The sequence below is a fragment of the Caldimicrobium thiodismutans genome, from assembly GCF_001548275.1.
In the GTDB taxonomy this organism is placed as follows: domain Bacteria; phylum Desulfobacterota; class Thermodesulfobacteria; order Thermodesulfobacteriales; family Thermodesulfobacteriaceae; genus Caldimicrobium; species Caldimicrobium thiodismutans.
Genome location: NZ_AP014945.1, coordinates 38,859 through 65,318 on the forward strand (window position 1 = coordinate 38,859; position 26,460 = coordinate 65,318).

Annotated in this window: 26 protein-coding genes and 1 tRNA gene; 9 read left to right on the top strand and 18 right to left on the bottom strand. The window is 37.6% G+C overall.

Annotated elements, in window-relative coordinates; all coding sequences use genetic code 11:
* Positions 1 to 169 precede the first annotated feature (169 nt).
* The gene (gene trpS / locus THC_RS00195; RefSeq protein WP_068516503.1) at positions 170 to 1,168 is read left to right on the top strand and encodes a tryptophan--tRNA ligase; all 999 of its coding nucleotides are present in this window, start codon (positions 170 to 172) and stop codon (positions 1,166 to 1,168) included.
* Here the strand turns inward: trpS and ligA are convergent.
* From ligA to THC_RS00220, 5 genes are all read right to left on the bottom strand, one after another.
* The gene (gene ligA / locus THC_RS00200) at positions 1,149 to 3,263 is read right to left on the bottom strand and encodes an NAD-dependent DNA ligase LigA (RefSeq protein ID WP_068511601.1); all 2,115 of its coding nucleotides are present in this window, start codon (positions 3,261 to 3,263) and stop codon (positions 1,149 to 1,151) included. The genes trpS and ligA overlap by 20 nt on opposite strands.
* A 502-nt stretch (positions 3,264 to 3,765) precedes the next feature.
* Positions 3,766 to 5,439 carry an apolipoprotein N-acyltransferase gene (gene lnt, locus THC_RS00205; RefSeq protein ID WP_068511604.1) on the bottom strand — a complete coding sequence of 558 codons (1,674 nt, stop codon included), beginning with the start codon at positions 5,437 to 5,439 and terminating at the stop codon, positions 3,766 to 3,768.
* Positions 5,390 to 6,133: a transporter associated domain-containing protein gene (locus THC_RS00210; RefSeq protein WP_068511606.1), complete on the bottom strand. Its 744-nt coding sequence runs from the start codon at positions 6,131 to 6,133 to the stop codon at positions 5,390 to 5,392. The genes lnt and THC_RS00210 overlap by 50 nt, the downstream gene beginning before the upstream one ends.
* Positions 6,134 to 7,117, bottom strand: a complete 984-nt coding sequence (rfaD, locus tag THC_RS00215) for an ADP-glyceromanno-heptose 6-epimerase (protein WP_068511609.1) — start codon at positions 7,115 to 7,117, stop codon at positions 6,134 to 6,136.
* Between the two features lie 43 nt (positions 7,118 to 7,160).
* Complete coding sequence (locus THC_RS00220; RefSeq protein WP_068511614.1) at positions 7,161 to 7,343, bottom strand: hypothetical protein; 183 nt, start codon at positions 7,341 to 7,343, stop codon at positions 7,161 to 7,163.
* A gap of 338 nt (positions 7,344 to 7,681) precedes the next feature.
* Here THC_RS00220 and THC_RS00225 point away from each other — a divergent pair, with 338 nt between their 5' ends.
* Entirely contained in the window at positions 7,682 to 8,890 is a 1,209-nt protein-coding gene (locus tag THC_RS00225) for an MFS transporter (RefSeq protein WP_068511617.1), read from the top strand.
* Here the strand turns inward: THC_RS00225 and THC_RS00230 are convergent.
* Together THC_RS00230 and THC_RS00235 are read right to left on the bottom strand one after the other, a co-directional pair.
* Complete coding sequence (locus THC_RS00230; protein ID WP_068511622.1) at positions 8,860 to 9,507, bottom strand: site-2 protease family protein; 648 nt, start codon at positions 9,505 to 9,507, stop codon at positions 8,860 to 8,862. The genes THC_RS00225 and THC_RS00230 overlap by 31 nt on opposite strands.
* Before the next feature lie 10 nt (positions 9,508 to 9,517).
* Positions 9,518 to 10,747 (bottom strand): S41 family peptidase, encoded by a 1,230-nt coding sequence (locus THC_RS00235; protein ID WP_068511625.1) that lies wholly within the window; start codon positions 10,745 to 10,747, stop codon positions 9,518 to 9,520.
* Between the two features lie 255 nt (positions 10,748 to 11,002).
* Here THC_RS00235 and THC_RS00240 point away from each other — a divergent pair, with 255 nt between their 5' ends.
* From THC_RS00240 to THC_RS00250, 3 genes are read left to right on the top strand one after another with little or no spacing between them, the layout of a single operon-like run.
* Complete coding sequence (locus THC_RS00240) at positions 11,003 to 11,350, top strand: outer membrane protein assembly factor BamE (RefSeq protein WP_068511630.1); 348 nt, start codon at positions 11,003 to 11,005, stop codon at positions 11,348 to 11,350.
* Between the two features lie 8 nt (positions 11,351 to 11,358).
* Entirely contained in the window at positions 11,359 to 12,018 is a 660-nt protein-coding gene (locus tag THC_RS00245; protein ID WP_068511633.1) for a protein-L-isoaspartate(D-aspartate) O-methyltransferase, read from the top strand.
* Entirely contained in the window at positions 12,002 to 12,463 is a 462-nt protein-coding gene (locus THC_RS00250) for a TIGR00725 family protein (protein ID WP_068511637.1), read from the top strand. Before THC_RS00245 ends, THC_RS00250 begins: the two co-directional genes overlap by 17 nt.
* On the opposite strand, the gene THC_RS00255 is transcribed toward THC_RS00250, so the two are convergent.
* From THC_RS00255 to THC_RS00295, 9 genes are all read right to left on the bottom strand, one after another.
* Positions 12,409 to 13,170: a pseudouridine synthase gene (locus tag THC_RS00255; RefSeq protein WP_068511640.1), complete on the bottom strand. Its 762-nt coding sequence runs from the start codon at positions 13,168 to 13,170 to the stop codon at positions 12,409 to 12,411. The genes THC_RS00250 and THC_RS00255 overlap by 55 nt on opposite strands.
* Positions 13,171 to 14,565 (bottom strand): MBL fold metallo-hydrolase RNA specificity domain-containing protein, encoded by a 1,395-nt coding sequence (locus THC_RS00260; protein ID WP_068511643.1) that lies wholly within the window; start codon positions 14,563 to 14,565, stop codon positions 13,171 to 13,173.
* Between the two features lie 4 nt (positions 14,566 to 14,569).
* Positions 14,570 to 16,582 (bottom strand): GspE/PulE family protein, encoded by a 2,013-nt coding sequence (locus THC_RS00265; RefSeq protein WP_068511646.1) that lies wholly within the window; start codon positions 16,580 to 16,582, stop codon positions 14,570 to 14,572.
* Positions 16,583 to 16,982: 400 nt separating this feature from the next.
* Entirely contained in the window at positions 16,983 to 17,930 is a 948-nt protein-coding gene (locus THC_RS00270) for an RsmB/NOP family class I SAM-dependent RNA methyltransferase (RefSeq protein ID WP_068511649.1), read from the bottom strand.
* On the bottom strand, positions 17,914 to 18,570 hold the full coding sequence (locus THC_RS00275; protein WP_068511654.1) for an HAD family hydrolase: 657 nt from the start codon (positions 18,568 to 18,570) through the stop codon (positions 17,914 to 17,916). Before THC_RS00275 ends, THC_RS00270 begins: the two co-directional genes overlap by 17 nt.
* Positions 18,567 to 18,827, bottom strand: coding sequence for a DUF167 domain-containing protein (locus tag THC_RS00280; protein WP_068511657.1), 261 nt, complete (start codon positions 18,825 to 18,827; stop codon positions 18,567 to 18,569). The genes THC_RS00275 and THC_RS00280 overlap by 4 nt, the downstream gene beginning before the upstream one ends.
* A 5-nt stretch (positions 18,828 to 18,832) precedes the next feature.
* Complete coding sequence (locus tag THC_RS00285; RefSeq protein WP_068511659.1) at positions 18,833 to 19,108, bottom strand: YggT family protein; 276 nt, start codon at positions 19,106 to 19,108, stop codon at positions 18,833 to 18,835.
* Positions 19,102 to 20,142: a molybdopterin-binding protein gene (locus THC_RS00290; RefSeq protein ID WP_068511662.1), complete on the bottom strand. Its 1,041-nt coding sequence runs from the start codon at positions 20,140 to 20,142 to the stop codon at positions 19,102 to 19,104. The genes THC_RS00285 and THC_RS00290 overlap by 7 nt, the downstream gene beginning before the upstream one ends.
* Positions 20,139 to 21,143, bottom strand: a complete 1,005-nt coding sequence (locus tag THC_RS00295) for a PhoH family protein (RefSeq protein ID WP_068511666.1) — start codon at positions 21,141 to 21,143, stop codon at positions 20,139 to 20,141. The genes THC_RS00290 and THC_RS00295 overlap by 4 nt, the downstream gene beginning before the upstream one ends.
* 494 nt (positions 21,144 to 21,637) lie before the next feature.
* Between THC_RS00295 and THC_RS00300 the strand changes: the two genes are divergently transcribed.
* Positions 21,638 to 22,225 carry a biotin transporter BioY gene (locus THC_RS00300; protein ID WP_068511668.1) on the top strand — a complete coding sequence of 196 codons (588 nt, stop codon included), beginning with the start codon at positions 21,638 to 21,640 and terminating at the stop codon, positions 22,223 to 22,225.
* Entirely contained in the window at positions 22,222 to 23,499 is a 1,278-nt protein-coding gene (gene purD / locus THC_RS00305; RefSeq protein ID WP_068511671.1) for a phosphoribosylamine--glycine ligase, read from the top strand. Before THC_RS00300 ends, purD begins: the two co-directional genes overlap by 4 nt.
* On the opposite strand, the gene purE is transcribed toward purD, so the two are convergent.
* Positions 23,496 to 24,008, bottom strand: a complete 513-nt coding sequence (purE, locus tag THC_RS00310; protein WP_068511674.1) for a 5-(carboxyamino)imidazole ribonucleotide mutase — start codon at positions 24,006 to 24,008, stop codon at positions 23,496 to 23,498. The two genes, purD and purE, sit on opposite strands and share 4 nt — an antisense overlap.
* Positions 24,005 to 25,135: a 5-(carboxyamino)imidazole ribonucleotide synthase gene (locus THC_RS00315; protein ID WP_068511677.1), complete on the bottom strand. Its 1,131-nt coding sequence runs from the start codon at positions 25,133 to 25,135 to the stop codon at positions 24,005 to 24,007. Before THC_RS00315 ends, purE begins: the two co-directional genes overlap by 4 nt.
* Before the next feature lie 306 nt (positions 25,136 to 25,441).
* Here THC_RS00315 and THC_RS09355 point away from each other — a divergent pair, with 306 nt between their 5' ends.
* Entirely contained in the window at positions 25,442 to 25,618 is a 177-nt protein-coding gene (locus THC_RS09355) for a hypothetical protein (RefSeq protein ID WP_153303636.1), read from the top strand.
* A gap of 561 nt (positions 25,619 to 26,179) precedes the next feature.
* A tRNA-Pro gene (locus THC_RS00320) sits at positions 26,180 to 26,253 on the top strand.
* The last annotated feature ends 207 nt before the right edge of the window (positions 26,254 to 26,460 follow it).

Consider the following 26,460-nt stretch of genomic DNA (forward strand, 5'->3'; position numbering starts at 1 on the left):
TTATAGCCCTCTGGGTATTTATATCCCGTTTCATTTTTCCTAAAATGGGGGTTCCTGTTTGAGGAGTTCCATCTTCACCATCTCAGGATGAGATGAAAAATAAGACTACCAATTGTGCTTGCAGCCTTCCTCAGAAAAAGAAAAAATAAATTTTTTACAGGGTAATAATATGGGGAAAGGGCGGATTGTAAGTGGGATGAGACCAACAGGGCCTTTGCACTTAGGTCATCTCTATGGTGTGCTCAGGACCTGGATATCTTTACAAAGTGAATATGAATGCTTTTATTTTATTGCGGACTGGCATGCTCTCACAACTGAATATGAAGAGCCCTCAAAGATTAGAGATTATACTAAAGAGCTTGTTCTGGATTGGCTTTCAGCAGGCCTTGACCCTGAGAAAGCTGTTATTTTTGTGCAATCAGAGATTAAAGCCCATGCGGAGCTTTATCTGCTTTTTGGAATGATAACTCCTGTTTCATGGCTTGAGAGAAATCCTACTTACAAAGATATGTTACAGAATTTACAGGAAAGGGATCTTGCGACCTATGGTTTTCTTGGGTATCCAGTGCTTCAAGCGGCAGATATACTCATTTACAGGGCTGACAAAGTCCCAGTTGGGCTTGATCAGGTGCCTCATCTTGAGCTTACAAGAGAGATTGCCAGAAGATTTAATTATTTTTATGGAGAGGGGCTTTTACCTGAACCTGAGGCAAAGCTGTCGGAAGTTCCCAAAATTCCCGGTCTTGATGGAAGAAAAATGAGTAAATCTTACGGAAATGCTATTTTTCTTAAAGACCCACCAGAAGTGGTTAAACAGAAGATTCTCTCTTATGTAACTGATACCTTAAGACCTCGCAAAAGTGATCCCGGAGATCCTGAAAATCGTTGTATTGCTTTTAATCTTATCAGACTTTACTATACTGAAGAAGAAAAAAATGCAGTTATAGAGGACTGTAAATCTGCAAAACTGGGATGTCTTGAATGTAAAAGGAGGCTTGCTGAAAAGGTTATCTCTGCCTTAACTCCCCTTTGGGAAGAGAGGAAAAAATGGGAGGCAAAGGATGAGTGGCTTGAAATCTTAAAAGAAGGAAATTCTAAGGCTCAAGCTGAGGCCAAAAAAACAATGGAGATACTCAGAAGGGCTATTTTTAAAAAAGAGTTGTTTTAGTCCTCTCAGTTTTTTTTGACATAATTTTTTCTAAATTAACCCCTTTTTCTTCAAGGAGTTTTAAAAATTCTTCTTCATTCAAGGTTTTTATTCCCAGGGAGAGGGCCTTTTGATATTTTGATCCTGGTTCTTCTCCCACAACCACATAATTTACATTTCGGGAAACGGAGTCTGTAGCTTTGCCTCCCAATTTTGTGACAATCTCTTTGGCCTCCTCACGGGAAAAGGAGCGCAGTGCTCCTGTAAATACAAAGGTAAGTCCCTCAAGCACTTTTGGAAGGGCTTCTTCCTTTTCCTCTTCTTCAAAGGTTATTCCAGCCTGTAGCAATTTTTCTATCATCCTCTGATTTTCCTCATCTCTAAAAAATTCAACAATTGATTTAGCAGCTTCTGGCCCAACCCCGGGAATTGCTGTTAAATCTGCCATGGAAGCTTGTATAAGCTTATCTAAGGATTTAAATCTTTCTGCTAAAAGTTGAGCCATGGCCTCCCCTACATGGCGAATTCCAAGAGCAAAGAGAAATCTTCCTAAGGTTGTTTTTTTACTCTTTTCTATTCCATCCCGGAGATTTTTGGCCTTCTTATAGGCAAAACCAGGTAGTTTCATAAAATCTTCAATTTTTAAGTAATACAAATCAGCTGGGGTTTGAACCATCTCTTTATCCACCAGAGCCTGGGCAACCTTAGTCCCAAGTCCTTCAATGTTCATAGCATTACGAGAGGCAAAATGCATGATCCTTCTAACTCCTTGAGCATAGCAACTTCTATTAGGACATCTCCAGACCGCTTCTCCGGATTTTTTAACCAGTTTACTTCCGCAGATGGGACAGTGGGTGGGAAAATGAATTTCCCTTTCCTGACCAGTTCTTTTTTCTTTAATAGGCATAACAATCTCTGGTATCACATCCCCTGCTCTTTGGACAAGCACATGGTCTCCAATGCGGATATCAAGGTTTTTGATAAAGTCTTCGTTGTGAAGGGTGGCTCTCTCCACAACAACTCCACCAATTTTAACTGGTTTAAGGATTGCAACCGGTGTTACCGCCCCTGTTCTTCCCACCTGAAAGACTACATCTATAAGCTGAGTGGTAGATTGAGTGGGTTGAAATTTATAAGCTAAGGCATATCTTGGAGAGCGAGCCTTAGTTCCCAGTCTTTCCCATAGGGCTAAATCGTTAACCTTAATAACAATCCCATCAATTTCGTAAGGTAGAGTGTCTCTTATCCTTTGAATTTCTTTGTGATATTGAATGGCCTCTTCGATATTTGAGGCTAATTTCACCATAGGGTTAACTTTAAGTCCCCACTTTGGTAGGGTCTGCAATACCTCCCATTGAGTTTTGAAGGTATAACCCTCGGTATAGCCTACTCCATAACAAAAAAGGTCAAGCTTCCTTTTGGCAGTTACTTGAGGATCAAGTTGACGAAGAGAACCAGCAGCTGCATTTCTGGGATTGGCAAAGGGTATTTCCTTTCTGGCTATTCTTTCTTCATTAATTTTTTTGAATTCTTCCTTAGTCATATATACCTCACCCCGAACATCTATCCGTGAAGGAATTTCTGGGGCATCTTCAGAGAATTTTCTTAATCTCAAAGGTATGGTTTTTATGGTTTTTAAGTTATTAGTTACATCTTCTCCAAGGTAGCCATCGCCACGGGTTGCTCCAACCCTTAGAGCCCCCTGTTCATAGACAAGCTCTATAGCTAAGCCATCAATTTTGGGTTCAACAGTGTATTCAATGGGCATATTCTCAGGAAGATTTAAAAATCTTTTAATACGCCTATCGAATTCGATAACTTCAGATTCCTCCATAGCATCATCAAGGGAGAGCATGGGCTCTCTATGGGGGACTTCTTTAAATCCCTCAGCAGGTTTAAAGCCCACTCTTTGAGTTGGGGAATCAGGGGTAATTAATTCAGGATATTTAGCCTCTAACTCTCTAAGTTCATGCATTAGGGCATCATATTCAGCATCCGATATAACGGGGCTATCAAGCACATAATAACGATAGTTATGGTATTCTATTTCTTCCCTCAGTTTTTTAACCCGCTCCACTATCTCAGGAGGAATCTCCTTTCTTGTCTCCTCAGGCATTTGTAGCCTCCCCAAAGGATATTTTAAAAATTATTTACGATACTCTGGATTTGTCAACTACTTTTGTATAAGTCCTTAATTGCCGGTAGAAATAATCAAAAATACAAAAGCCCTCTTTTGTATGTAGATTTCTTGATGTTATAATATCACCCAGGAGGTGAAACCCAAAATGGAGGCTTTTTATATGACAAAACAAATGCTCTTTTCATTCAAAATAGGTCAAAGAACATAAGAATTCCCTTAATGGTTAACTGAAAGACTAAAAGCTGGATAGTATCTAAATTTTGGAACTTCTACCGGCAAATTTGGGATATTTATAAAAATTGATTGCGATTCAGGGTTTTAAATTTTGAACCCTTACATGGGGCTGACACCTTAGGTCTACCAGCTCTTTAACCTCTCACCTCTCACTTCTTAACCCTTACCACCCTTTCTTTTTTTGTAAGAATATAAATTTATTCACCTTTTGTATAGCTTTATTTCAATTCTAACTATATAAATTTTAGCCTCTTTTTAAAGGTCTAAATAGAATATTTAAATGAGCATAAGAGGAAAAAGGGCTGAATTTTTTGGCAATTTTTAAAATCAAAAAAAGACCAGAGATTATTAGAGCAATATAGGGAAAGAGATACCCATATCTTTGAAAGAAACTTTGATATCTAAAAAGTTTTATCTCACCAGATAAAATCTCTTCTTTTTCTAAATCGCTTTTAAAAACAACTCTTCCAAGGGGATCAATGATTCCACTTATTCCAGTGTTTGCGGACTGAAGGGTAAAACGCCTTCCTTCAACTGCTCGCACAAGGGCCATTTGAAAGTGCTGATATGGTGCTGAGGTTTTTCCAAACCAGGCGTCGTTAGTGGCAATGAAAATAAGCTCTCCTCCTTTTTGCAATCGTTTGACGAGTATCTGAGAAAAGGCACTTTCAAAACAGATTAGAGGAACAATCTGTAAATTTCCTTTAGAAAAGGGGATATTGAGATTTTTTGATTCCCCGGGTTTAATAATATCTGATACCACAGAAATCCTTTTCAAAAAGGGGAAATACTTCACCAAAGGAACATATTCCCCAAAGGGCACAAGCTTTTCTTTATCATAGAGGTCTTCAACATTACTACCTGTCCAAACAAGAAGGCTATTATGGACCTTGGGGATTCCTTCGGTGAAACTTACCCTGAAGATTCCAAAAATGAGGGCAAAGGGCTTTATATTTTCTGCTGAAACCCTTAAGTAAAGGTCCTGTAAAAAACTAAGGTATTTAAGGGTTGGTTCTCGATCATAAGGGAAATAGAAGGGAAGGGCTGTTTCAGGATAAAAGATAAGATTTGGCCTTTCCTTTAAAGCATTTATGGTAAGGGATTGGTAAGTTTTTAAAGATATCTCTATTTCTTTAGCTTCTTTGAGCTCTTGAGGTATATTTCCTTGAAGGATACTAACCCTTAGGGTTTCTTTATTTTCATTAAGTAAGGTCATCCATTTTTGCTTGCTATAATAACCATAAAAAGGAATAAGAAGGATAAGCATTCCAAATAAAAGAACCTGAAGGAGAAAATTTTTAGATTTATATGTAAAATTGGAAAATCCTTTGTATAAAAAATAAAAGTAGTAGTTAACTATAAAAACCATGAAACTTAGACCCCAGATACCAAAAAGATCAGCCACTTGAAGAAAGAGAGAAAAATTGCTAAGGGGATAACCTGTAAGTCCCCAGGGGAAACCGGTAAGAAGGGTAGATCTTAAAAATTCAAGGGCAACATACAAGTTTCCTGCAAGCATTCCCTTAAAAAAGGAAGGTCGGCTAAAGGTATCAAGGAAAGAAGCAAGATATAAAAAAAGAAAATAATATAGTGAAAGATAAGTTGAAAGAATTAAAAGAATTATAATTGCTAAGGGATAGGGGATTTGACCATACTTAACAAGGGTATAAACAATCCAGTAAAGGAGAATTGAGTAAAAGGGAATTCCAAAAAAAAGAGAGATTTTAAAGAGAGAAAGAATTTTTTTTTCCTTCTCTGCAGTTATCCAGAAAAGAGGAATAAAGGCAAAAAATATCAAAATTGATAAATTTGCCTTAGGGAAGCTCAGCCCGGTAAGAACAGCTGAAAAAAAGGGTAAAAAAAAGAACCTAAGGGATTTTTTTGATACGGACTTCTTTAATCTGTTTTTCATCTGCATTTAAAATCTCTATCTCTAAGGGAGGTAAAGAAAATTTTTCTCCTTTCCTGGGGATACGATTTAAATTATATAAGATAAAGCCTGCTATTGTCTCGTAATCCCCATCCGGGAATGTTATGCCAAGACACCTTTCAATTAAACGAATTTTAGTGGTTCCTGAAAGGGTGATCCATCCTTCAGGGTCACTGCGTAAACATCTCCTGGGAGTTAAAAAAAGCTCCTTTAGAATATCCTCAACCCTTATGATTCCAACCAGTTCTGAAAGTTCATCTACCACAAAGGCCAGATCAAGCTCTTGCTCTATAAGTTTCCTTAATGCAGTTAGGATAGTTATGTTTTCAGGAAGGGTTAGAGCAGGTTTGATGAAATCTTGCCAGTTAAAGATAGAGGAGTTAAAACCCCTTATTATATCTTTAAGTTTTAGGTATCCTTTGTAGTGATCCAATATTTCTCTATGGACAGGATACAGGGTGTGAGGATTGGTTATTACATAGCTTTTTACTTCTTCCCAGGAAAGGGTTATATCAAGAGATTTTACAAGATTTCTGGGAATTAAAAAATCAGCTACTTCAAGCTCTCTAAAGGCTAAAAGCTCTTTAAAAAAGGCCTCTTCATCAGGAGTAAGTTCCTCTAAGACTGGCTCTCGTTTACCAAAAAGGGATCTAATTACCTCTAAAAAAGAAGATTCTTCCATTTACCCCAAGAAATATTTAGAATGTTCTTCTAAGAATTTTACATATTCCTTAATTGCCTCTTCAAGTTCCAGCATGGGACTATTATAACCAACTTTTCTTAATTTGCTAAGATTTGCTTCAGTGAAATATTGATATTGTTTCTTTAGTTGTTCCGGCATATCTATGTATTCAATTTTAGGGGGAAGATCCAAGGCCTTAAATACTGCGATTACAAGGTCTTTAAAGGATCTGGCCTTACCTGTGCCTACATTAAAGATTCCATTAATTTGAGGGTGTTCCATGAAAAAGAGGGTAACCTCTACTGCATCTTTAACATAGATAAAATCTCTCAGTTGTCCACCATCTTCATAATCTGGGTGATAAGATTTAAAAAGCCTTACCTTCCCATCCTTCTTAATCTGCTCGTAAGCCTTAAGAGCAACACTTCGCATATCTCCTTTATGAAATTCTCTATCTCCAAAGACATTAAAGTACTTTAACCCAGCTATTGAATTAAGAAATCCCTTTTGATAAGCCCAGAGATCAAAGAGGTGTTTATAAAATCCATATGGATTCAGAGGTTTAAGTTCATAAAGCTGCTCCTCATCATCATTAAAACCCAAAGATCCATCCCCATAAGTAGCTGCTGATGAGGCATAGACAAATCTAATCCCATTTTTCAGGGCATAAAGACAAAGCTTCTGAGAATAAACATAGTTATTTTTGTAAAGAAAATGGAGATCATGCACGGTTGTATCACTGCAGGCACCAAGATGTATTATAGCTTTAAGATCATAAAATTTATTCTCTTCAATAGACTTAAGAAAATCTTCCCGATCAAGATAATCTTCAAATCTTAGGCCTACCAGATTTTTCCACTTAGGACCCTGAGAAAGATGATCCACAATCAGAATTCGCGTCTCGCCTCTATCATTGAGAGCCTTCACTACATTTGAACCTATAAATCCTGCTCCTCCAGTTACAACGATTCTTCCGGTTTTCATTTTGAACTCCCCATTTCGTCTCCTTTGATATTATATTTCTGTTTCAACCAGTTTCTGCTAATATTACACCTCTACCTTTATACCCTTGATTTTTGATTATATAATGGTTTATGGCTTTTACAAGGCGATGTATCCGTCCATATCTTTTGAAACTTAAATCTGCCTTTCCTTTTATAATTAACTGTAAAGCCTCCCCTGTAGATGTTGTAACCTCATAATGCCTCATTTGATTTTCTAAAGGAATTTATTTTACCTTCTCCTCCTTTTTATTGTCAATTTTTCCCCGAAAATAATTCCCTTTTTTCTCTAAATATGCTCTCTCAAGCATTTTCTGATATCTCCTTATCTTTCTATAAAGCTCCTTAACCACTCTTTCCTTTGAAATAAGCTTTGCTAAAGAACTAAGCTTGTAAATTTAAGAGAGGCGAAATAGATAGTTTTTTCGTGAAGGTTCAAGAGAGGAGCTGAGATTTTTATATGAGGCAACGATAAAATTTCAAATAGATTTTTAATGAGGCAATTCGATGCTTGAAAAACTACAGGTCAAAGGTAGAGTAGTGAGCTATGGAGGATAAAATTAAGCGACTTTTTTGGATTACATCTCTATACTTTTTTTCCGGGCTACCTTTTGGATTTTTCTATACTTTTTTACCTGTTTTCTTACGGATGCAAGGGGTAGATCTTGTTAAGATCGGTTTTTTCTCCTCAGCTGGAATTTTTTGGAGTTTAAAGCCCCTCTGGGCTCCCTTAATAGATAAATATCTTTACAAATCTTTCTGGATATCTATAGCGTTATTTGGAATTGCCCTGAGTATTGGTCTCCTTTCTTTATTCTCTCCTGAATCCTTTCTTTTTTTCCTTTTTTTATTTGCTTTGACCTTTTTTTCTGCCCTTTTGGATACTGCATTGGATGGGTTTATTATTGATTATATTTCAAAGGAAGAATTAGGAAAAGCTAATGGTCTGAGAATTTCAGCCTATCGCGTAGCCCTTATCTTTTCAGGAGGCATATTGGTAGCTCTTTCAGAATTTTTAAATTTTAAGCCCATATTTATAATTTTTTCCCTTCTGTGTTTATTTATGGCCTTACTTGTATTTTTGAATGGTGAACTCAGAATTAAAAATTCCTCTTCCTTAAACTTGAATATTATTGAGCAATATCTTGCCCCTTTTAAGGAGCTCTTAAAAAGAGAGAAAATTTTTATTATTTTTCTCTTTGTTGCCCTTTATAAAATTGGAGATGCCCTCCTTGGTGGTATGGTCTATCCCTTCTGGGTTGATAGGGGCTTTAGTAGACTTGAAATAGGGTTCATTTCTGGAACCCTTGGTTCTCTTTTTACAATACTTGGTTCTCTCATTGGAGGCTATTATACTGGTAAACTTGGGCTTAAGAGAGCCCTTCTTATTATGGGGTTTCTACAGGCTTTATCTAATCTTGGTTATACCGTAGTTGCATATCCCGAGTTAGATAGGAGGTGGGTCTATATTGCAAGTATTATTGAGAGTTTTACCGGGGGTCTTGGCACATCTGCCTTTTTAACCTTTTTGACTTCCCTTTGTAAACAGAACTTTTCCTCTTCGCAATATGCCATCTTTTCAACCCTTTTTAGTCTTACTCTGGTTATATCAAGAACCCTAAGCGGATTAGGAGCCAAAGCCCTGGGCTACTTTACTTTTTTTGGAGTGACCTTTTTGATAGCCCTTTTACCCCTTATTTTGATTCCCCTCATCTTAAAAGGGGATTACAATAAATTAAAGGGTAAAGAAGTATAATATAAAACCAAGTTAGAAAGAACCTTTAAAAGAGGATATAAAGTTCTTCCAATGATCCCTGTAATTGCAAGGATTAAAATGATAAAAAAACCAAAGAGCTCAAGTTTTAAGTAATTTTCTCTAAGTTCAGGAGGTAAAAATTTAACAAGGACTTTACTTCCATCTAAAGGGGGAATAGGTAAAAAATTAAAGATAGCAAGCCCCAAATTTAGTTTTATACCAAGGAAGGAAAGCAAGGCTAAGGGTTCTGAAATCTTGAGATTTCCAAATGAAAAATTAGCCAATGTAAAAAAATGGTATAAGAAACCAAAAAGGATAGCTGAGAAAAAATTTGAAAGAGGCCCTGCAGCAGAAGTTAAAGCCATATCTCTCCAGGGATTTTTAAAATAATTTGGATTAATAGGAACAGGTTTAGCCCAACCAATAGCCTGAGTGATAAAAAGAGTAATTGTCCCCAAGGGATCAAGATGTTTGATAGGATTTAGGGTAAGCCTTTTTGCTATTTTTGGAGTAGGGTCTCCGAGTAAATAAGCGATAAGGCCATGGGAGAATTCATGAATCGTTAAGGCAAAGAGTAAGATCGGAATAAGTAAGATAATTAGCTGTAAATCAAACATAAGCAAAATATTAGTATTTAAGTTGAGACAGGGCCTTTATATTTTTAAGAATATTCAAGGCCATTTGCACCTGAAAGTCTTCTTCAATCGAGGGAAATCTTTTCAAGGTCTCATCTTCTTTAGAATGGATTGTTCCATTTTTCTTAGGAATTTCCATTGCAGGCAAATCTAAATCTGGTTGAATTCCCTGTTTATTAATGGTGACACCACTTGGAGTATAATAAAGAGCGGTAGTCAAGCGAACAGCATAGTTATCCTCTATAGGTATAACAGTCTGAACCGAGCCCTTTCCGAAACTTTTTTCCCCTAAAACTAAGGCTCTTTTATGATCTTTGAGGGCACCTGTCACAATCTCTGAAGCTGACGCAGAACCATGATTGATTAAAATAACAAGAGGATACTTATGCTTCCTATCTGAAGGGTTAGGGGTTGCCCTAAAAACCATCTGGTTGTCTTTATTTTTTCCCTTAATTGAAACAATCGTTCCATTTTCTAAAAATTCATCACTTACTTCAACCGCTGAGGAAAGAAGCCCACCGGGGTTATTTCTCAGGTCAAGGATTAAACCTTTAAGAGGGGTTTCGGATTCTAATTTTTTTAGTGCCTCTACTAATTCGGCAGGGGTTTTTTCCTGAAATTGAGAAATACGGATATAGCCATAACCAGGTTCAATAAGTTTGGCCTTTACACTTTTGATGGGAATTACATCCCTTATTATGGTTATCTCTTTGAGGTCTTTATCGTTCCTTAAGATAGTAAGTTTTACTGAAGATCCCTTGGGACCCCGCAGGAGCTTTACAGCCTCGGTTATTTTCATTCCCTTTGTAGATTTATCATCAATTTTAAGAATACGGTCTCCTGGTTTCAGGCCTGCTTTCCAGGCTGGAGTATCTTCAATAGGGGCAACAACTGTTAAGATGTCATCTTTTATGGTAATTTCTATACCAATCCCGGTAAAAGAGCCCTTGGTCTCTATTTCAAGTTCTTTAAATTCCTCAGGTTTGAGAAGAGAAGAGTGAGGATCAAGAGAAGAAAGCATTCCATCTATAGCCCCAAAAATTAAATCCTTGGGATTTACTTCTGTTACATAATTTTCTTCAATTAACCGGAACACCTGAGAAAAAAGTTTTAGCGCCTTAAAAGTATCTTCTTTTTTTTCTAAGGATAGGGCCTGGGAAAACAAAATAAATAAGCTAAGACTCAGAAAAAGGGCTAAGAAAAGTTTCTTTTTTCTCTCCATTTGTGCCTCACTCCTGTGCTTTTATCAATTCAAATAATTAACCACTATAATAGAAAAAATCAAGAGTAAAAAAAGGGTATAAGTTCATATCCTTAAAAAAGAAAAAGGAGAGGTGGAAAAGGGTGAAAAGGTGAGAGGAGGTAAAGGAACACATAGGGTTACCGCTACTTTGAAAGGGGATGCAGATTTAAGCCTCAAAAGATATGGACTTATACAAAGGGCTGACAAAGTAAAAAAATATGGTTAAATAGAAACATGCAGAAATTTCTTTATCTTATTCTTAGCATTTTTATCTTTTCAGCCTGTTCAACCACTCCTGGGCCTAATCTTGCCTCTAAGGCCTCCTTAATTCATAAGGAGGTTAGCACCAAGGCAGAGGTATTGGCCTATTTAGGTCCTCCTGTTCAGGCCTTTGTTAGGCCTGATAAGAAGGAAGAGTGGTATTATTATTATCGGGTCAAAAACTTCTGGGAAAATTTTCCTATAGTAAAGGGTTATAAAGGAGAAGATTACACAGAAGTTTTAAAAATAGTCTTTGAAGGAGAAAAGGTGGTTGAAGTTATCTATTATACCTTAGTTAATCCTGAAAAGCAGAAGAGGTGATCCCTTAGATGATAGAAAATGGTGATATTTACAGGATTGCCCGGGAGAAAATGGTTGAAAACCAGATCCGGGCAAGAGGTATTCGTGATGAAAGGGTTCTCAAGGCTATGCTTAAAGTTCCAAGGCACCTTTTTGTTGAGCCAGCCCTTAGAGATCAAGCTTATGGAGATTTCCCCCTACCTATCGGGGAAAAACAAACTATTTCTCAGCCTTACATTGTGGCTTTAATGACTGAAGCCCTTGAACTTACAGGGAAAGAACGGGTGCTTGAAATTGGAACTGGCTCGGGGTATCAAACTGCTATCTTAGCAGAACTTGCCCTGTGGGTCTATACTATTGAAAAATATCCAAGCTTACAAGAAAGGGCCAAAAAGATTCTTATTCAGGAACTTTCTTATAAAAATATATCTTTTAAAATTGGAGATGGGACCTTAGGCTGGAAGGAGGCCTCACCCTTTTCTGCTATAATTGTTACAGCAGCCTCTCCCCAGATTCCTCAACCACTTATAGAGCAACTTGAAGAGGGTGGAAGAATTGTGATCCCTGTTGGAGATGAGTTTTCTCAAATGCTTATTAAAGGGGTTAAACGAGGTGGGACTCTTCATACCAAAACTCTTGAGCCTGTAAGATTTGTCAAATTGATTGGGGAGTATGGATTTAAAGAATAGAAGAATAGCAGTTATTGGGGCGGGGATTGCAGATCCCTATCTCTTTGAACTTGCCTATCAAGTAGGTTTTTCCCTTGGACAGAGGGGAGCTATTGTTTACACCGGGGGTTTAGGTGGGGTAATGGAGGCAGCCTCAAAAGGAGCAAGAGAGGCAGGAAGTGTTACTGTGGGTATTCTTCCTGGGAATAAGGCAGAAGAGGCTAATCCTTATGTTCTTATTCCTGTGATTACAGATATGGGACATGCCAGAAATGTTATCCTTGTCAGAACCGCTGAAATTGTCATCTCCATAGGAGGCGGCTATGGGACCCTTTCTGAAATTGCCTTAGCTTTAAAGATGTGGAAGCCTGTTATTGGACTTAAGACCTGGCAGGATATCCCAGGTGTTCACTATGTAGATTCTCCTGAAGAGGTTCTATCCAAAATCTCAGAACTTTTGAGTTGAAGAAACTTCCTAAGAGTTTGTAATTCCCTTTTTTTAAGGGATCTTATCTCTCCTGGTTGTAAATTTTTTAGTTTCAGTGGCCCAAAGGAGATCCTCAAAAGTCTCTTAACCCTACCTCCAAGAAAGCTAACCATTTTTCTAACTTCCCTTTTGACCCCTTCTTTAACTACAACCTCATAAATATATAACGGGCCATCCTTTTTAAGGAAGCGAAATTCTAAAGGTTTAATAATTTTTCCCTCTATTTCCACGCCTTTATCCAGTAAAGACTTAATTTTATTTTCTAAGATTTTTGGTTTCACCCAGACCCAATAAGTTCTCCTAACTTCATATTTGGGATGAAGAAGCTGATTGGCTAAATCTCCATCATTGGTTAAAAGGAGTAGGCCTTCGCTATCTTTATCAAGCCTTCCAACAGGAAAGACCCTAAAGGGAAGTTTTTCTAAGAAGGCCCTAATAGTTTGGCGATGATGGGGATCATGAAGGGAGGTAAGATATCCCCTGGGTTTATAAAACAGATAATAGACCTTAGGAGGGATCTTTAATACTTTTCCATCAACCATAACCTGATCTCTTTCTGGAGAGACCTTGTAGGAGAGGTCTCTGACAATCTGGCCATTAACTAAAACTTTGCCTTCTAAGATAAGGGATTCATTTTTTCTTCTGGAACCAAGCCCGCAGAGGGCAAGAAATTTAGAAAGACGCATCTAATAAAGAACGACTTCCTCTTCCAGAGATGGAATATAAATCTTATCAGTCTTAAATCTTTCTCCAAGAAGACCTCGGAAAACCTCCATCTTTTCAGGTTCACCATGAATTAAAAATATTTTTTCGGGATTTTTGAGGGGAGAAATCCACTCCAAAAGTTCCTTTTGGCCAGCATGAGAAGAAAAACCATTAATAGTATAAACTTTGGATCTTACAGGTATTTCTTCTCCAAAGAGATGAATCTTTTCCTCTCCATCTACGATTTTTCTTCCTAAGGTGCCTTTGGGTTGAAATCCAACAAAAACAAGACTGCATTCGGGTCTCCAAATATTATTTTTTAAATGATGTAGGATCCTACCACCACTTAAGGTTCCATTGCCTGCAATAATTATAGCAGAAGATTTAATCTGATTTATAGCCTTAGATTCCTCTACATCTTCAGTAAGAAATAGATTGGGCAAAGAGAAGGGATCTTTATGATTAAAGATTTTTAAAGCTTCCTCATCATAAAACTCAGGATTATCTTTAAAGATACGGGTTGCCTTTATAGCTAAAGGGCTATCTAAAAAGACATAACAGGAAGGTAAAAGCCCCTTTTCATAAAATTCTCTAAGGACAAATAGGATTTCTTGAGCTCTCTCTAAGGCAAAGGTTGGAATAAGGACATTTCCTCCCCGAGCACAGGTCTCTTTTATAACCTGAAGGAATTCTTCCTTAGATTCCTCAAAGGTCTTATGATTGCGATCCGCATAGGTCGTTTCAATTAATAAAAAATCTATATCTTCTGGAGGGAGATCAAAGTCTCTAACAATGGGTTTATTTTTGTTACCCAGATCCCCTGAAAAAAGAATTTTTTTTCCCTTCTTTAGGTCTTCAATTTCAACAGAGGCACTTCCCAAGATATGTCCCGCATCTCTCAGGGTGACTTTAATCTCCTTGTGAAGAATTAAAGGTGTGTAATAGGGAAGTTCTATCTGGAAGTATTTGAAGCTTTCCAGAACATCATATTCTTCATAAAGAGGGGGAGGGGGAAGATCAAGGCCTCGTCTAACTGATTTGCGGTAAAGAGTTTTATAATGTTCTCGCATAACCTTAGCTGCATCAAGCAGCATGATTCTTGCAATCTGAAAGGTTGGTCTTGTGGCGATTATTTTTCCTTGAAAGCCCTCTTTGACTAAACAGGGGAGTCTTCCACAATGGTCAATGTGGGCATGGGTAAGAATTAAATGGGAGATATCTTTAAGTTTACAAGGGAAGGGTAGGTAATTTTTTTTCGTTTCAAGGCCTTGAAAAAGGCCACAATCTATAAGGATTTTATGTTCCCGAAGGGTTAACAAAAAGGAGCTACCAGTTACACTTCGGGCTGCACCATAAAAGGCAATTTTGGCTTCCATATTTCTACCTCAAGGTTACGGTAAGAACCTGCTTGAGAGTGGTTTCACCCTTGAGCACCTTTAAAATACCATCTTGTTTTAGGGTTTGAAAACCCTTTATAAAAGCTACTTTTCTAATTTCCTGAGCAGGAGCATTATGAATAATAAGCTCTTTTATCTCATCATCAGGCACAAGGATCTCATGTATGGCAATTCTACCTTTAAATCCTGTATAATTACAAAATTCACACCCTACTGGTTCATAGAGGGTTGCTTTGGCAAGAGTTTCATCACCGAGTGGAATCAAGGGATTTTCTCCATACTCTCTTTTGATGCGTTCTATCTCATTTTTTTCTGGTGCATAAGGCCTTTTACATTTTGAACATAGCCTTTTAGCTAATCTCTGGGCTATGACTCCCAAAAGAGAATCTGCAAAGTTAAAGGGGTCTATGCCCATTCCCAGTAATCGGGTAATAGTTTCTGGTGCTGAATTTGTATGTAGGGTGCTCAATACAAGATGTCCTGTAAGAGAGGCTTCAATTAAAGTCTGGGCAGTTTCATGATCGCGTGTTTCTCCAATCATTATAATATCAGGATCAGCTCTTAAAAAGGATCTTAGGACCCGGGCAAAGGTAAGACCAATTTTTGGATTTACCTGAACCTGCCTTAACCCTTCTTGAACAATTTCTACAGGATCTTCCGCTGTCCAGATTTTACGATTGGGCTTATTTAAATGTTTAAGACAGGCATGCAGAGTTGTGGTTTTACCAGAACCTGTTGGTCCAACACATAGAATTAATCCATAAGGAAGTTCAAGAATATTTTTTAGTTTATTATAATTTTCAGGCAATAAATCCAATTCTTCTAAGGCTCTAAATTCAATTCCTCCAAGAATTCTCATCACCACATCTTCATTATTTTCAATAGTAGGAAGAGTCGCCACCCTGATCTCAAAGGATTTACCATCCTTAGTGCGAAATTTTATTTTTCCATCTTGAGGAAGCCTTTTTTCAGCAATATCCAGATTAGCCATAACTTTTATACGGGAGATACAACCTTTTTTTTGATTTTCAGGAAGGGTGGTATATTCAAAGCACTCTCCATCAACTCTAAAACGAACTAAAAGCCCCCTCTTGCCGGTAAGGCTTTCCCAATGGATATCAGATGCCCTTCTTTTATAAGCCTCTTCAATTATAAAATTAACTAAATTTACAATAGCGCTATCTAATAATTCCGCTTCTTCTTGGGGTTCTTCCTCTTCCATCTGTTCAAAATTAAGCTCTGCATCCTCAAAATAGACATCATAATATTTTTCTATACCTTCAAGAATATCCTCTTTAAAAGATACTGCCAGTTTAACATCCGGAAGTTGAAGTATCCTTTTAACCAATTCTATTTTTTCGGTGTCGTCAGGATTATAACAAAAAAGAATGGTTGATTTATTAAATTCAAAGGGTACACAAAGATTTTCAATAAAAAATTGCTTTTTAATACTTAGAACCTTTGGAATCCTCCTTATCTTTCTTTGAGACAAAAGGGCCTTTAGGTCATAAGATGGAACGCGATAATATTCTTCTAAAGATTTCAAGATTTCATTTTTAGGTATTTTATATTTTTGTGTGATCAAAGTTTCAAGGCTTTTATCTTGTTCTAAAGACGATAGATAAAGATCTTTTAGAATTTCAAAGGATATATTGTATTTTGAAGACAGGCTTTTATACCTTTCAAGAGACTTAAATACTTTTAACTTTTCAAGTTTTTCTAAATATTCTTCCTTGGGAAAGTTTTTTAAAAGGACATTTAAAATTGTAAGGGCCTCATGCAAACGAAGGGATTTTTCGCAAAGGTCTGCTGCATATTCCAAGAGCAACCTTTTGGTTGCCTGAGGAAGGCTCTTATTCTTGGATAGTTCTAATATATGAAAGAGTAAGATATCGCTGGATAGTTCTTTGAAAAGATTCTCTAAAAAAAGCTTTATTTCTTCTAAAGCCTCTGGATTTTTTTTAACAAACTCATAGAAAGCCTTTATTTTATCCATGAGGATCAAATTTAATCAATTTTAAATATTTGTAAATACCATGTATAAGTCTATATCTTTTGAGACTCTATAGGATTTTTTTAGGACCTAACACAAATTAAATCTCTCCACATACCCATTCTCCTTCGGAAAGAAAGGATAAAAAATCTGCAAAATCTTTCCTTAAGTAGGGGTTTAAAATTTTAAACCCCTTGAATTTTTTTGTGGGTCTGTTGTAGCACAGACATTCTTGTCTGTGTTTCTTTCATACATTGGAGTGTAATTTACCTCCACAGGCAAGATTGCCTGTGTTACTTTCAGACTTTTAAAACCTCCCTTGTATAGATATCTAATTCCTCTTTTACCCCACTTCTTTTTTCTTGTAAAGATATGAACTTATGCATTACCAGCACCGTGAAGATTATAATTTTTTTAATTTAGCTACATAAAAACCTACAGCTTTAGTTTTATGAGCAAAAAATCTTTTTGTCTTAGCCAGTTCGGGATGAAATGCCTTCCCTTGCCATTCAGTTAGCCCTGCATCCCAGGGCAAAGGAGCCTCCCAGTCAAGAACTTGAACAGCCCTTTTTCGCAAAAGATAATCTACTACTGCCTCATTCTCTTCAGGATTGATGGTGCAAGTGCTGTAAATCAATATACCTTCAGGTTTTAATAAATCATAAGCCCTTTGGAGAAGTCCCTTCTGAATAGAGGGGAGATTTGATCTTCCTGAGCCCTTCTGATAAAGTATTTCCCCTTCAAGGCCCACTTTATATCTTCCCTCGCCTGAACAGGGTGCATCCACTAAAACCTTGTCAAATTGAAGGCTTAAAGGGAACTCCTCTCCTTTATATCTTGTAATTACAACACTTGCTACACTTAGTCTTTTCAGATTGGCAGATAGAGCAGTTAAACGATCAAATCTCTTATCATTAGCAATGATAACAGCCCTGTCAAAAGTTATCATAGCCATAAGGGCGGTTTTCCCCCCGGGAGCTGAACATAGGTCAAGAATTAGTTCTCCTGGCTTAGGATCAAGGGCTAAAACAGGAAGAGCACTGCTTAAGGTCATAGAATGTATGAGTCCCAGGGCATATTCTTTTAAATTACCAAGAGCGACCTCTTCATTATTAACTACCCGATAAAACTTATCTATTTCCCTTATTTCTTCAATTTCTACTCCCTTTTGCTGGATTAAATTTAAAAGCTTTGGGATATCTCTTTCAGAAACCTTTAAATTATTTATGCGAAAATATTGTTGATGAGGAACTTTAAGGTATTCTAAGAATTTATCAAATTCAGGAATAATCTGAGAGTAACGAGAAAAGTAATCAAGATAATTAAAGGGTGTTTTATTGTCTCTGGCCATTTAAAAGAAGGTTCTTTAACTCTTTATGATCTTTGGCCACAATGTCTGCAAGGGAGAGATGTTCAGGTTTTAGGGTTGTGGTGATAGCAATACAAAAAAGACCAGCCCGTTTAGCTGAGAGAATTCCAGCTGGTGCATTTTCAATAACTGAAATCTTTTCTACATCAGCTCTAAGGATATCTTTTGCTTTTAAATAGGGATCAGGATGGGGCTTTCTTTTCTCAACCTTATCTCCAGTGAGGATTACCTCAAAGTAATTTTTTAGGTTTTCAGGGAATACCTCCCTCAGAATCTCTTCACTGGAGGAGGTAACAAGAGCTAAGGTTCGTCCTTCTCTCTTGAGTTCCTGAAGAAGCTCTGGAACCTCGGGAAAGGGTTTTATCTTTTGAGAAAATTTTTCTTTAAAAATCCTTTTTTGTAATCTAAAGGCCTTTTCAAAAAAGGCTTGAGTTGGCTCAACCCCTTTATTTAAAAAGAGGGTCTTTGCACTTTCAAGCTCAATAGCTCCTTCATGGAGATATATCTCTTCTTCAGTAAATTCAAGGCCAAACTCCTGAAAGGCAAGAATCCAGGCCTTGGCGTGATAGGGCATGGAATCAAGAAGGACTCCATCAAGATCAAAGAATAAGAAGTCTTTCATCTGGAAAACCTTTCCTTAAGCTCAGCCTCTGTCAATCCTTCTATTGAAAGGACCTTTCTTTTTGAGGTCTTTCCCTGTATTATTTTAATAGCATCAACGCTTTTTTCAAAAACCCTTGCTAAAAATTTACAAAGGGCTAAGTTTGCCTCATTATTTTCTGGTTTTGCCCTTAGAGAAATCTCCATATAATCAGGTTCTTTAAATACAAGAATTTCATCTCTCCCAGAAGAGGGCTTTACTTTTACCTTTAAAAGCATATCTTTTAGAATCTGAAAGTAAATCTAAAGATAAGTTCTTTGATAAAATATATCAGAAAAATGACTAAAATTGGGCTTAAATCAAGGCCATAAATTGGGGGAAGAATTCTTCTAATAGGTCTTAAAACAGGCTCTGTAGCTTTGTAAAGAAATCTTACTACAGGATGATAAGGAGATGGATTTACCCAGGATAGAATAGCTCTGGCAATTATTAGCCATACATAAATAGTTAAAAGTAAATCCACAACCTGTAAAAGAGCTCTGAAAAGGGCATCTAACATATTTTTCCAAAGGGGCAAACGGGATATCTACATTCAGCACAATTATAGCAATACCCACCATGCCCGAGTTTAGCAATATCAAGTCTTGTAAGGGTCTCACCTGCAAGCACTCTGGGGAGTATGAGGTCAAGGATTGTGATCTTAAAAAACATGGCACAAGCAGGGACCCCCAGAAGAGTTTGTCCACTTTTTAAGCGGGCATAAAGAAACATATTGCCAGGTAAAACCGGGGTTCCATAAAGATAAATCTCGGGATCAAGCTCACGGATGGCTACTTTGGTAAGGTCATCGGGATCAACAGACATACCACCAGTTATAAGGATAACCTCGCACCCTCTTTGAAGAAGATTGCTTAGATTTTCTTTTATAAAATCTTTATCATCCGGTGCAAAAAGGGGGCCTTCAATCTTTAGACCAAATTTTTCAAGCTTGGGAAGCATTTTTGGTGCAAAGGCATCCTCAATTCGGCCGTAAAAAACCTCAGATCCAGTAATTACAAGGCCTGCCTTTTCAAGTTTTTTAGGTAATATTCTTAAGACCTTAGTGGGATATTCACTACAGATTTTCTCTACTTCTTCTAAGAGAGTTTTTTTAACCACCAAAGGAATAGCTCTTCCCCCTGCAATGGCCTCTCCCTTTTTTACCCAAAGATTGGTGTGTTTGGTGGAGAGACTTATTTCTCCGAGAAGATTAATTCTTAATAACGCCTCCGTTTCAATCTTAAGAAGACCTTCATAAACCGCTTTAAAATTCACTTTTCCCTCTCTTATTTCTTCAGACCATTCTACACCCTCTCCTGCCACTGCTTTTGCAAGCCTTAAGGCAGCCTCATCTTCATGCAACTCATCTTCCTCAAGTTCAAGGACATAGAGGTGGTTTTTACCTAAATCTTTAAGCTTAGGAATATCCTCAATTCTCACAATGTGGCCCTTTTTAAAACGAGCTCCTTTAAATACACCTGGCACAATTTCTGTGATATCATGCGGAAGAACCATACCTACTGCTTCCTCAACAGGAATACTTTTATATCTCATTTAGCATCTCTCCTCTCATAGGCATCAATGATTTTTTGCACAATAGGATGTCTCACTACATCTTTTTTGGTAAAATAAACAAAGGTTATCCCATCAATGCCCTCAAGGAGCTCCATGGCCTCAAGAAGGCCGGATTTCTTTGGCTCAGGCAAATCAATCTGGGTCACATCTCCAGTTATAACTGCTCTTGAGCCTTGGCCAATGCGAGTTAAAAACATCTTCATCTGTTCTGTTGTAGTATTTTGAGCTTCATCCAGGATAATAAAGGCCTCATTTAGGGTTCTTCCGCGCATAAAGGCAAGGGGAGCAACCTCAATCACACCCTTTTGAAAGAGCTTCACTACTCTATCAAAGGAAAGCATATCATAAAGGGCATCATAAAGGGGTCTCAAGTATGGATTAACCTTTTCAACAAGGTCACCAGGAAGAAATCCAAGCTTTTCTCCAGCCTCAACAGCAGGTCTTACCAAAATGATCCTATTTACCTCTCCTCTCATCAGGAAAGAAACCGCCATAGCAACAGCTAAATAGGTTTTACCTGTTCCAGCAGGACCAATTCCAAAAACAATTTCTGACCTCCTTATAGCCTCTACATAATTTTTCTGGGTTATCCCCTTAGGGGAGACAGATTTTCTTCCAGAGGTTATAAGAATGGTATCTAAGAAGATATCCTTTAAGTGGGCCTTAGGGTTTTCAAGGAGGATCCTTGAAGCATATTCTACATCTGCTGGATAAATGGTATAACCAGCTTTTATAAGGGTATAAAGCTCCTCAAGGGTCTTTTCCGTAAGATCAAGATCCTCTGGTTCTCCAGAGATAACTATATGATTACCTTTAAGGATTAACTTTACTTTAAAGGCATCCTCAAGAATTTTAAAATGACTCCCCCTTTCACCATAAAGAGAGCGCACAACTGGATAATCTTCAAAGATAAGTTCCTTGGTGTAAAGATTTTCCTGAGGGGTTACCTCAGCAACTTCACTTCTTAATTTTGCTGTCATACTATTCCCTTCCTAAGTTTTTTTCTATATGTTAGATTTTAAAAAAATTTTTTCAAGAGGTTGTTTAAGTCCCAATCTTTGGTTGAATGTGGGGGCGAATTACTTTTTAGTTGAAACCTGCCCTGTAAATATTATTCAAAAAATAATTGACCTGGGTTGAGTGTATCTGTCTGTGGCAGGCCTGCCTTAATTAACTACCTGTATAAGTTCAGATCCTTACAAGAAAAAAGGAAGGGTGGTAAAAGAGGAATTAGATATCTATACAAGTCTGAAAGTAACACAGGCAATCTTGCCTGTAAAAGTAAATTACACTCCAAGGTATGAAAGTAACACAGACAAGAATGTCTGTGCTACAACATACCCCCAAAAAAATTCAAGGGGTATAAAATTTTAAACCCCTACTATTTAAGTCTCAAAAGATATGGACGCATACAATACATTGACAAGCTTAAAAAGTCTTATATAATTTTAAAAAAATTTCAAAGAGGTGCCCTATGCAGAAAAGAGAGGAAGTTTTTGAAATGAAGAGCCTATACCTTCAACGATTAGCTTTGATCTTTTCCTTTACCATACTTCTTGCATTACTCTCTCAGATTAGAATTCCTCTCCCTTTTACACCTGTTCCTTTGACTCTTCAAACCCTTGGGATACTTTTCATCGGCTATTACCTGGGGGCTAAACTTGGCTTTCTCAGTGTAGCTTTTTATCTCGTTCTTGGTGCTTTAGGATTACCCTTCTTTTCAGGAGTAAAAGGGGGGCTTCTTGTTCTGAGTGGTCCAACAGGCGGTTACCTCTTTGGCTTTTTACTCAGTGTCTTTCTTGTGGGAAAGGCAAAGGAAAGGGGCTTATTAACTAAAGCGGGTTCTACCTTTCTTGTGGCTATTTTAGCCCATCTTATTATCTACTTTTTTGGGACTCTCTGGTTTATGGCAGGTTTTTATTTCCTTGGTTTTAAGGAAACCTTGAGGGAAATTCTTGCCCTTACAGTTTTTCCCTTTCTACCTGTAGACCTAATCAAAGCCCTTATATTTACAGGATTTGTTTTTTCAGAGAGAAAATTTCGTAAGGTAGGGAGCAGATGAAGGTTCTTGTTCTTGGTTCCGGTGGGAGGGAACACGCCCTCTGCTATGTCCTTGCCAGGAGTTCTCTTCTTAAAAAGTTATACTGCCTTCCTGGGAATGGAGGAATTTCTGAGATAGCTGAGATTCCTCAAGGGCTTACGCTTACAGATTTTGAGGGAATTAAAGAGTTTTGCCTCAAAGAGAAGATAGATCTTGTTATCCCCGGTCCTGAAGACCCCCTTGTAAGAGGAATACGGGATTATCTGCAAAGAGAAAATATTTCAGTCTTTGGTCCAGATAAGTATACAGCTCAACTTGAGGGTAGTAAGGCCTTTGCTAAAGGGATCATGGAAAAGGCGGGTGTTCCAACAGCAGATTTTAAAGTCTTTGAGGATTACAATGAAGCTTTAGAATATCTTAGGAAAAAAGGGGCTCCTGTGGTTATTAAAGCAGATGGACTTTGTGCTGGAAAAGGTGTCTTTGTCTGTGATACAGAAGCTGAAGCTAAATCTGCCCTTGAAAAAATTTTCATTGAAAGGATTTTTGGAGAAGCAGGCTCAAAAGTAGTTATAGAGGATAAATTGGAAGGGGAAGAGGCCTCCTATATTGTCATAACAGATGGAGAGAATTTTAAGGCCCTACCTACCTCGCAGGATCATAAAAGACTGCTTGATAATGATGAAGGGCCAAATACAGGTGGAATGGGTGCTTATTCACCAGCTCCTTTAATTAATGAAGATTTGAGAAAAAAGATTGAGGAGAGAGTTATTGCACCAGTCCTACGGGTTTTAAAAGAAGAGGGACATCCCTATCTCGGCTTTCTTTATGCTGGGCTTATGATCTCCAAGGGTGAACCCTATGTGCTTGAATTTAACTGTCGCCTTGGAGACCCAGAAACCCAGGCTATTCTGCCAAGAATTGAGGGAGATTTTCTTGAACTTATTCAGATTGCCTTAGAGGGTAAATTATCATCTTATAACCCTAAAGAAATTGACAAGGCCTGTGTTTGTGTAGTAGTTGCAAGCAAAGGATATCCTGGAAGTTATGAAAAAGGTAAGGTAATTACTGGCTTAGAGAGAGTGAAGAATATGGCAGATATCATGGTTTTTCATGCAGGCACAAAAAAGGAGGGAGACACCTTTTATACTAATGGGGGAAGAGTCTTTGGTGTGACAGCTCTTGGGAATACAATCTCTCAAGCTATTCAAAGAGCATATGAAGCAGTAAACCTGATTCACTTTGAGGGAGCTTACTACAGAAAAGATATTGGTAAAAAGGCTGAAAAATATCTTTAGGTCTCTTTATTTAGGTATTCTTTATACCCCTCTTTACTTAATTTTTTACCCTTTTCAAGCACCATCTCCTTGAGTTTAGTCCTGTAATTTTTTAATTTTGCTCTTAGTTCAGGATATTTTATAGCCAAAATTTGAATAGCTAAAAGGCCTGCATTTTTGGCATTATTTATAGCAACAGTTGCCACAGGGATACCTGCTGGCATCTGGACAATAGATAAAAGTGAATCAAGGCCTTTTAAGGCCTTAGTCATAATAGGAACTCCTATCACAGGAAGTGTAGTGAGAGAGGCAGTCATACCTGGTAGGTGAGCTGATCCTCCTGCACCTGCAATAATAACCTCAATTCCTCTATCTTCAGCTGTTTTTGCATACTCATACATAAAATCAGGAGTTCTGTGGGCAGAAACTATGGTTATTTCGTAGGGGACTTCAAATTCTTCAAGGACTTCAGCTGCCTCTTTCATAACCGGCAAATCAGAATCACTTCCCATAATAATTCCTACCATCATCTTTGTCTCTCTCCTTTTATTTTGAGGATTTTTTTCACCTCTTTAGCCTTAGCTAAGGCCTCTTCAAGAGTATCTGCAAGTATGGTAACATGTCCCATTTTCCTCAAGGGGAAGGTCTCTTTTTTTCCATAGATGTGGACAGAGACCCCGGGTAAAGACATAGCCTTTTCAAGTCCTTCATAAAGAGGTTTCCCATAATATCCTTCTTCACCTAAAAGATTTATCATCACTGCAGGGGATAGAAGTTTTGTTGATCCAAGAGGGAGTCCTGTGATAACCCGAATGTGTTGTTCAAATTGACTTGTATAACAGGCTTCTATAGTATGATGTCCTGAATTATGAGGCCTTGGTGCAATTTCATTTACATAAAGTTTCCCTTTTTTATCCAGAAAGAGTTCCACTCCAAAGAGTCCAAAGCCATTAATGGCCTTTACCGCTTCTATGGCAAGTTCCTTGGCCTCTTTCTCAATAACTGGTTCAATCTTAGCTGGACAAAAAAGATATTCAAGAAGATTTCCCTCGGGATGAAAGACCATCTCAACCACATCGTAAACAGCAAGTTCTCCATTTTCACTCCTGACTACCATAACTCCCAATTCTTTTTCAATATCTAAGTATTCCTCAACAAAAGATGGACAGGGAAGGGCTTTAGGGAGGTCTTCTTCACTTCTAAGGATTGCCGTTCCCCGGCCGTCATATCCTCCTGTAATAGATTTTTGCACGCAGGGCAAAAGGGCCTTTAAGTCTTTTGGACTTTTGATTTCTATAAATTTTGGAATAGGCAGACCAGCTCTCTGGTAAGCCTTTCTTTGTTCAAGTTTGTTTTGGATTAGTAAGAGAACCCTTGGGCGTGGGACTACCCTTTTTTCTGGAAGAAGTTCAAATAGAGGGGCAACTTCAACATGTTCTATATCAAAGGTAATAATATTACAGTCCTTAGCAAAATTTTTGATATCATCAGGATCTTTAAAAGAACCTACAATCTGTTGAGCTACAGCACTTGCAGGACATTCAGGAGAAGGGTCAAGAACTTTTACAGTAAAACCGAGTTTTCTTGCAGATTGAGAGGACATCTTTGCAAGCTGCCCCCCACCAAGAATTCCAATGACTACATCTTGGGGATTCATCTTGCACCTCTTTTTTTTCTCCTAAAATTACATCAATTCATGTGAGAAGTCAATTATTTGTATGCGTCCATATTTTTGAGACTCAAGAGTTTTTTCTACTACTTCTGTTATAAGAAAATTGAATATGTATAGGAGACATTTTGTAGGGACAAACCTATGTGTTTTCCCTCTCACTTTTTTCCACCCTTTCTTTTTCTTGTAAGGATATGAACCTATGCAAAAAAGGTTAGGCTAAATCAAGGTCTTTTTAAAGATAAAAAGTATTGTCTAAATTAAATGAGAGGTCTCTAAAGGAGTGAAGAGGGTATGTTCCTGTTTTATCTTTTGTGTTTTATGATTGGAAAAGAGCCTGGGAGTATCCTGAAAGGCCTGTCTGCTAACTGGCAGGATAGAGAAATTTTTAATACCAGATGGTTAAGAGAGGGAGATATAAAATCTTTATATGGTAGACTTAAAGAGGGGGTGAAGAAGAGAGGATTTTAAGATATACCAGCGGTTAATTCAGGATTCAATAGAGCTTGTCCTTTCCGCTATAGAAGGTAAGCTTGGGCATGTCCCAGAGGAAGCGAGGGAGAGGGGTTGTGGGAAAAGGACAAAGGAGTTCTAATTGAAAAAAATATACTTGAGTCTCAAAAGGTATGGACGCATATATAACTGCATAAGTTCATATCCTTACAAGAAAAAGAAAGTGGGGTAAAAGGGGAATTAGATATCTATACAAGGAAGGCTTTACAAGTCTAAAAGTAACACAGGCAATCTTGCCTGTGGAGGTAAATTACACTCCAAGGTATGAAAGTAACACAGACAAGAATGTCTGTGCTACAACAGACCCACAAAAAATTCAAGTGGTATAAAATTTTAAACCCCTACTTAAGGAAAGATTTTGCAGATTTTTTATCCTTTCTTTCCGAAGGGGAACGGGTATGTGGAGAGATTTGTGTTATGGACTAAGAAAAAATCCTATAGAGTCTAAAAAGATATGGACGCATACATAAACTTGAAAAGTTCAAAAGATGGTATATAATGTAGAAGCATTGACAGTTACGGGGCGTAGCGCAGCCTGGCAGCGCACCTGCCTTGGGAGCAGGGGGTCGGCAGTTCAAATCTGCCCGCCCCGATCCTCAAGAATGCAAAGGAACACACTCATAACAAGCAAATATTTGAGTTTGGCCCTGCCAGATGGTTTCTACTCAAGTTCATTTTCTTACAAAAGAGTTTGCAGAAAAAATACTCATTAAATCTCAAAAAATATAGACCCATAGCATTTCTTGTTTTTTTAAATTTTTTCCTTAGAATTATGTAAATATCCTAAAATAAGAGGAGAG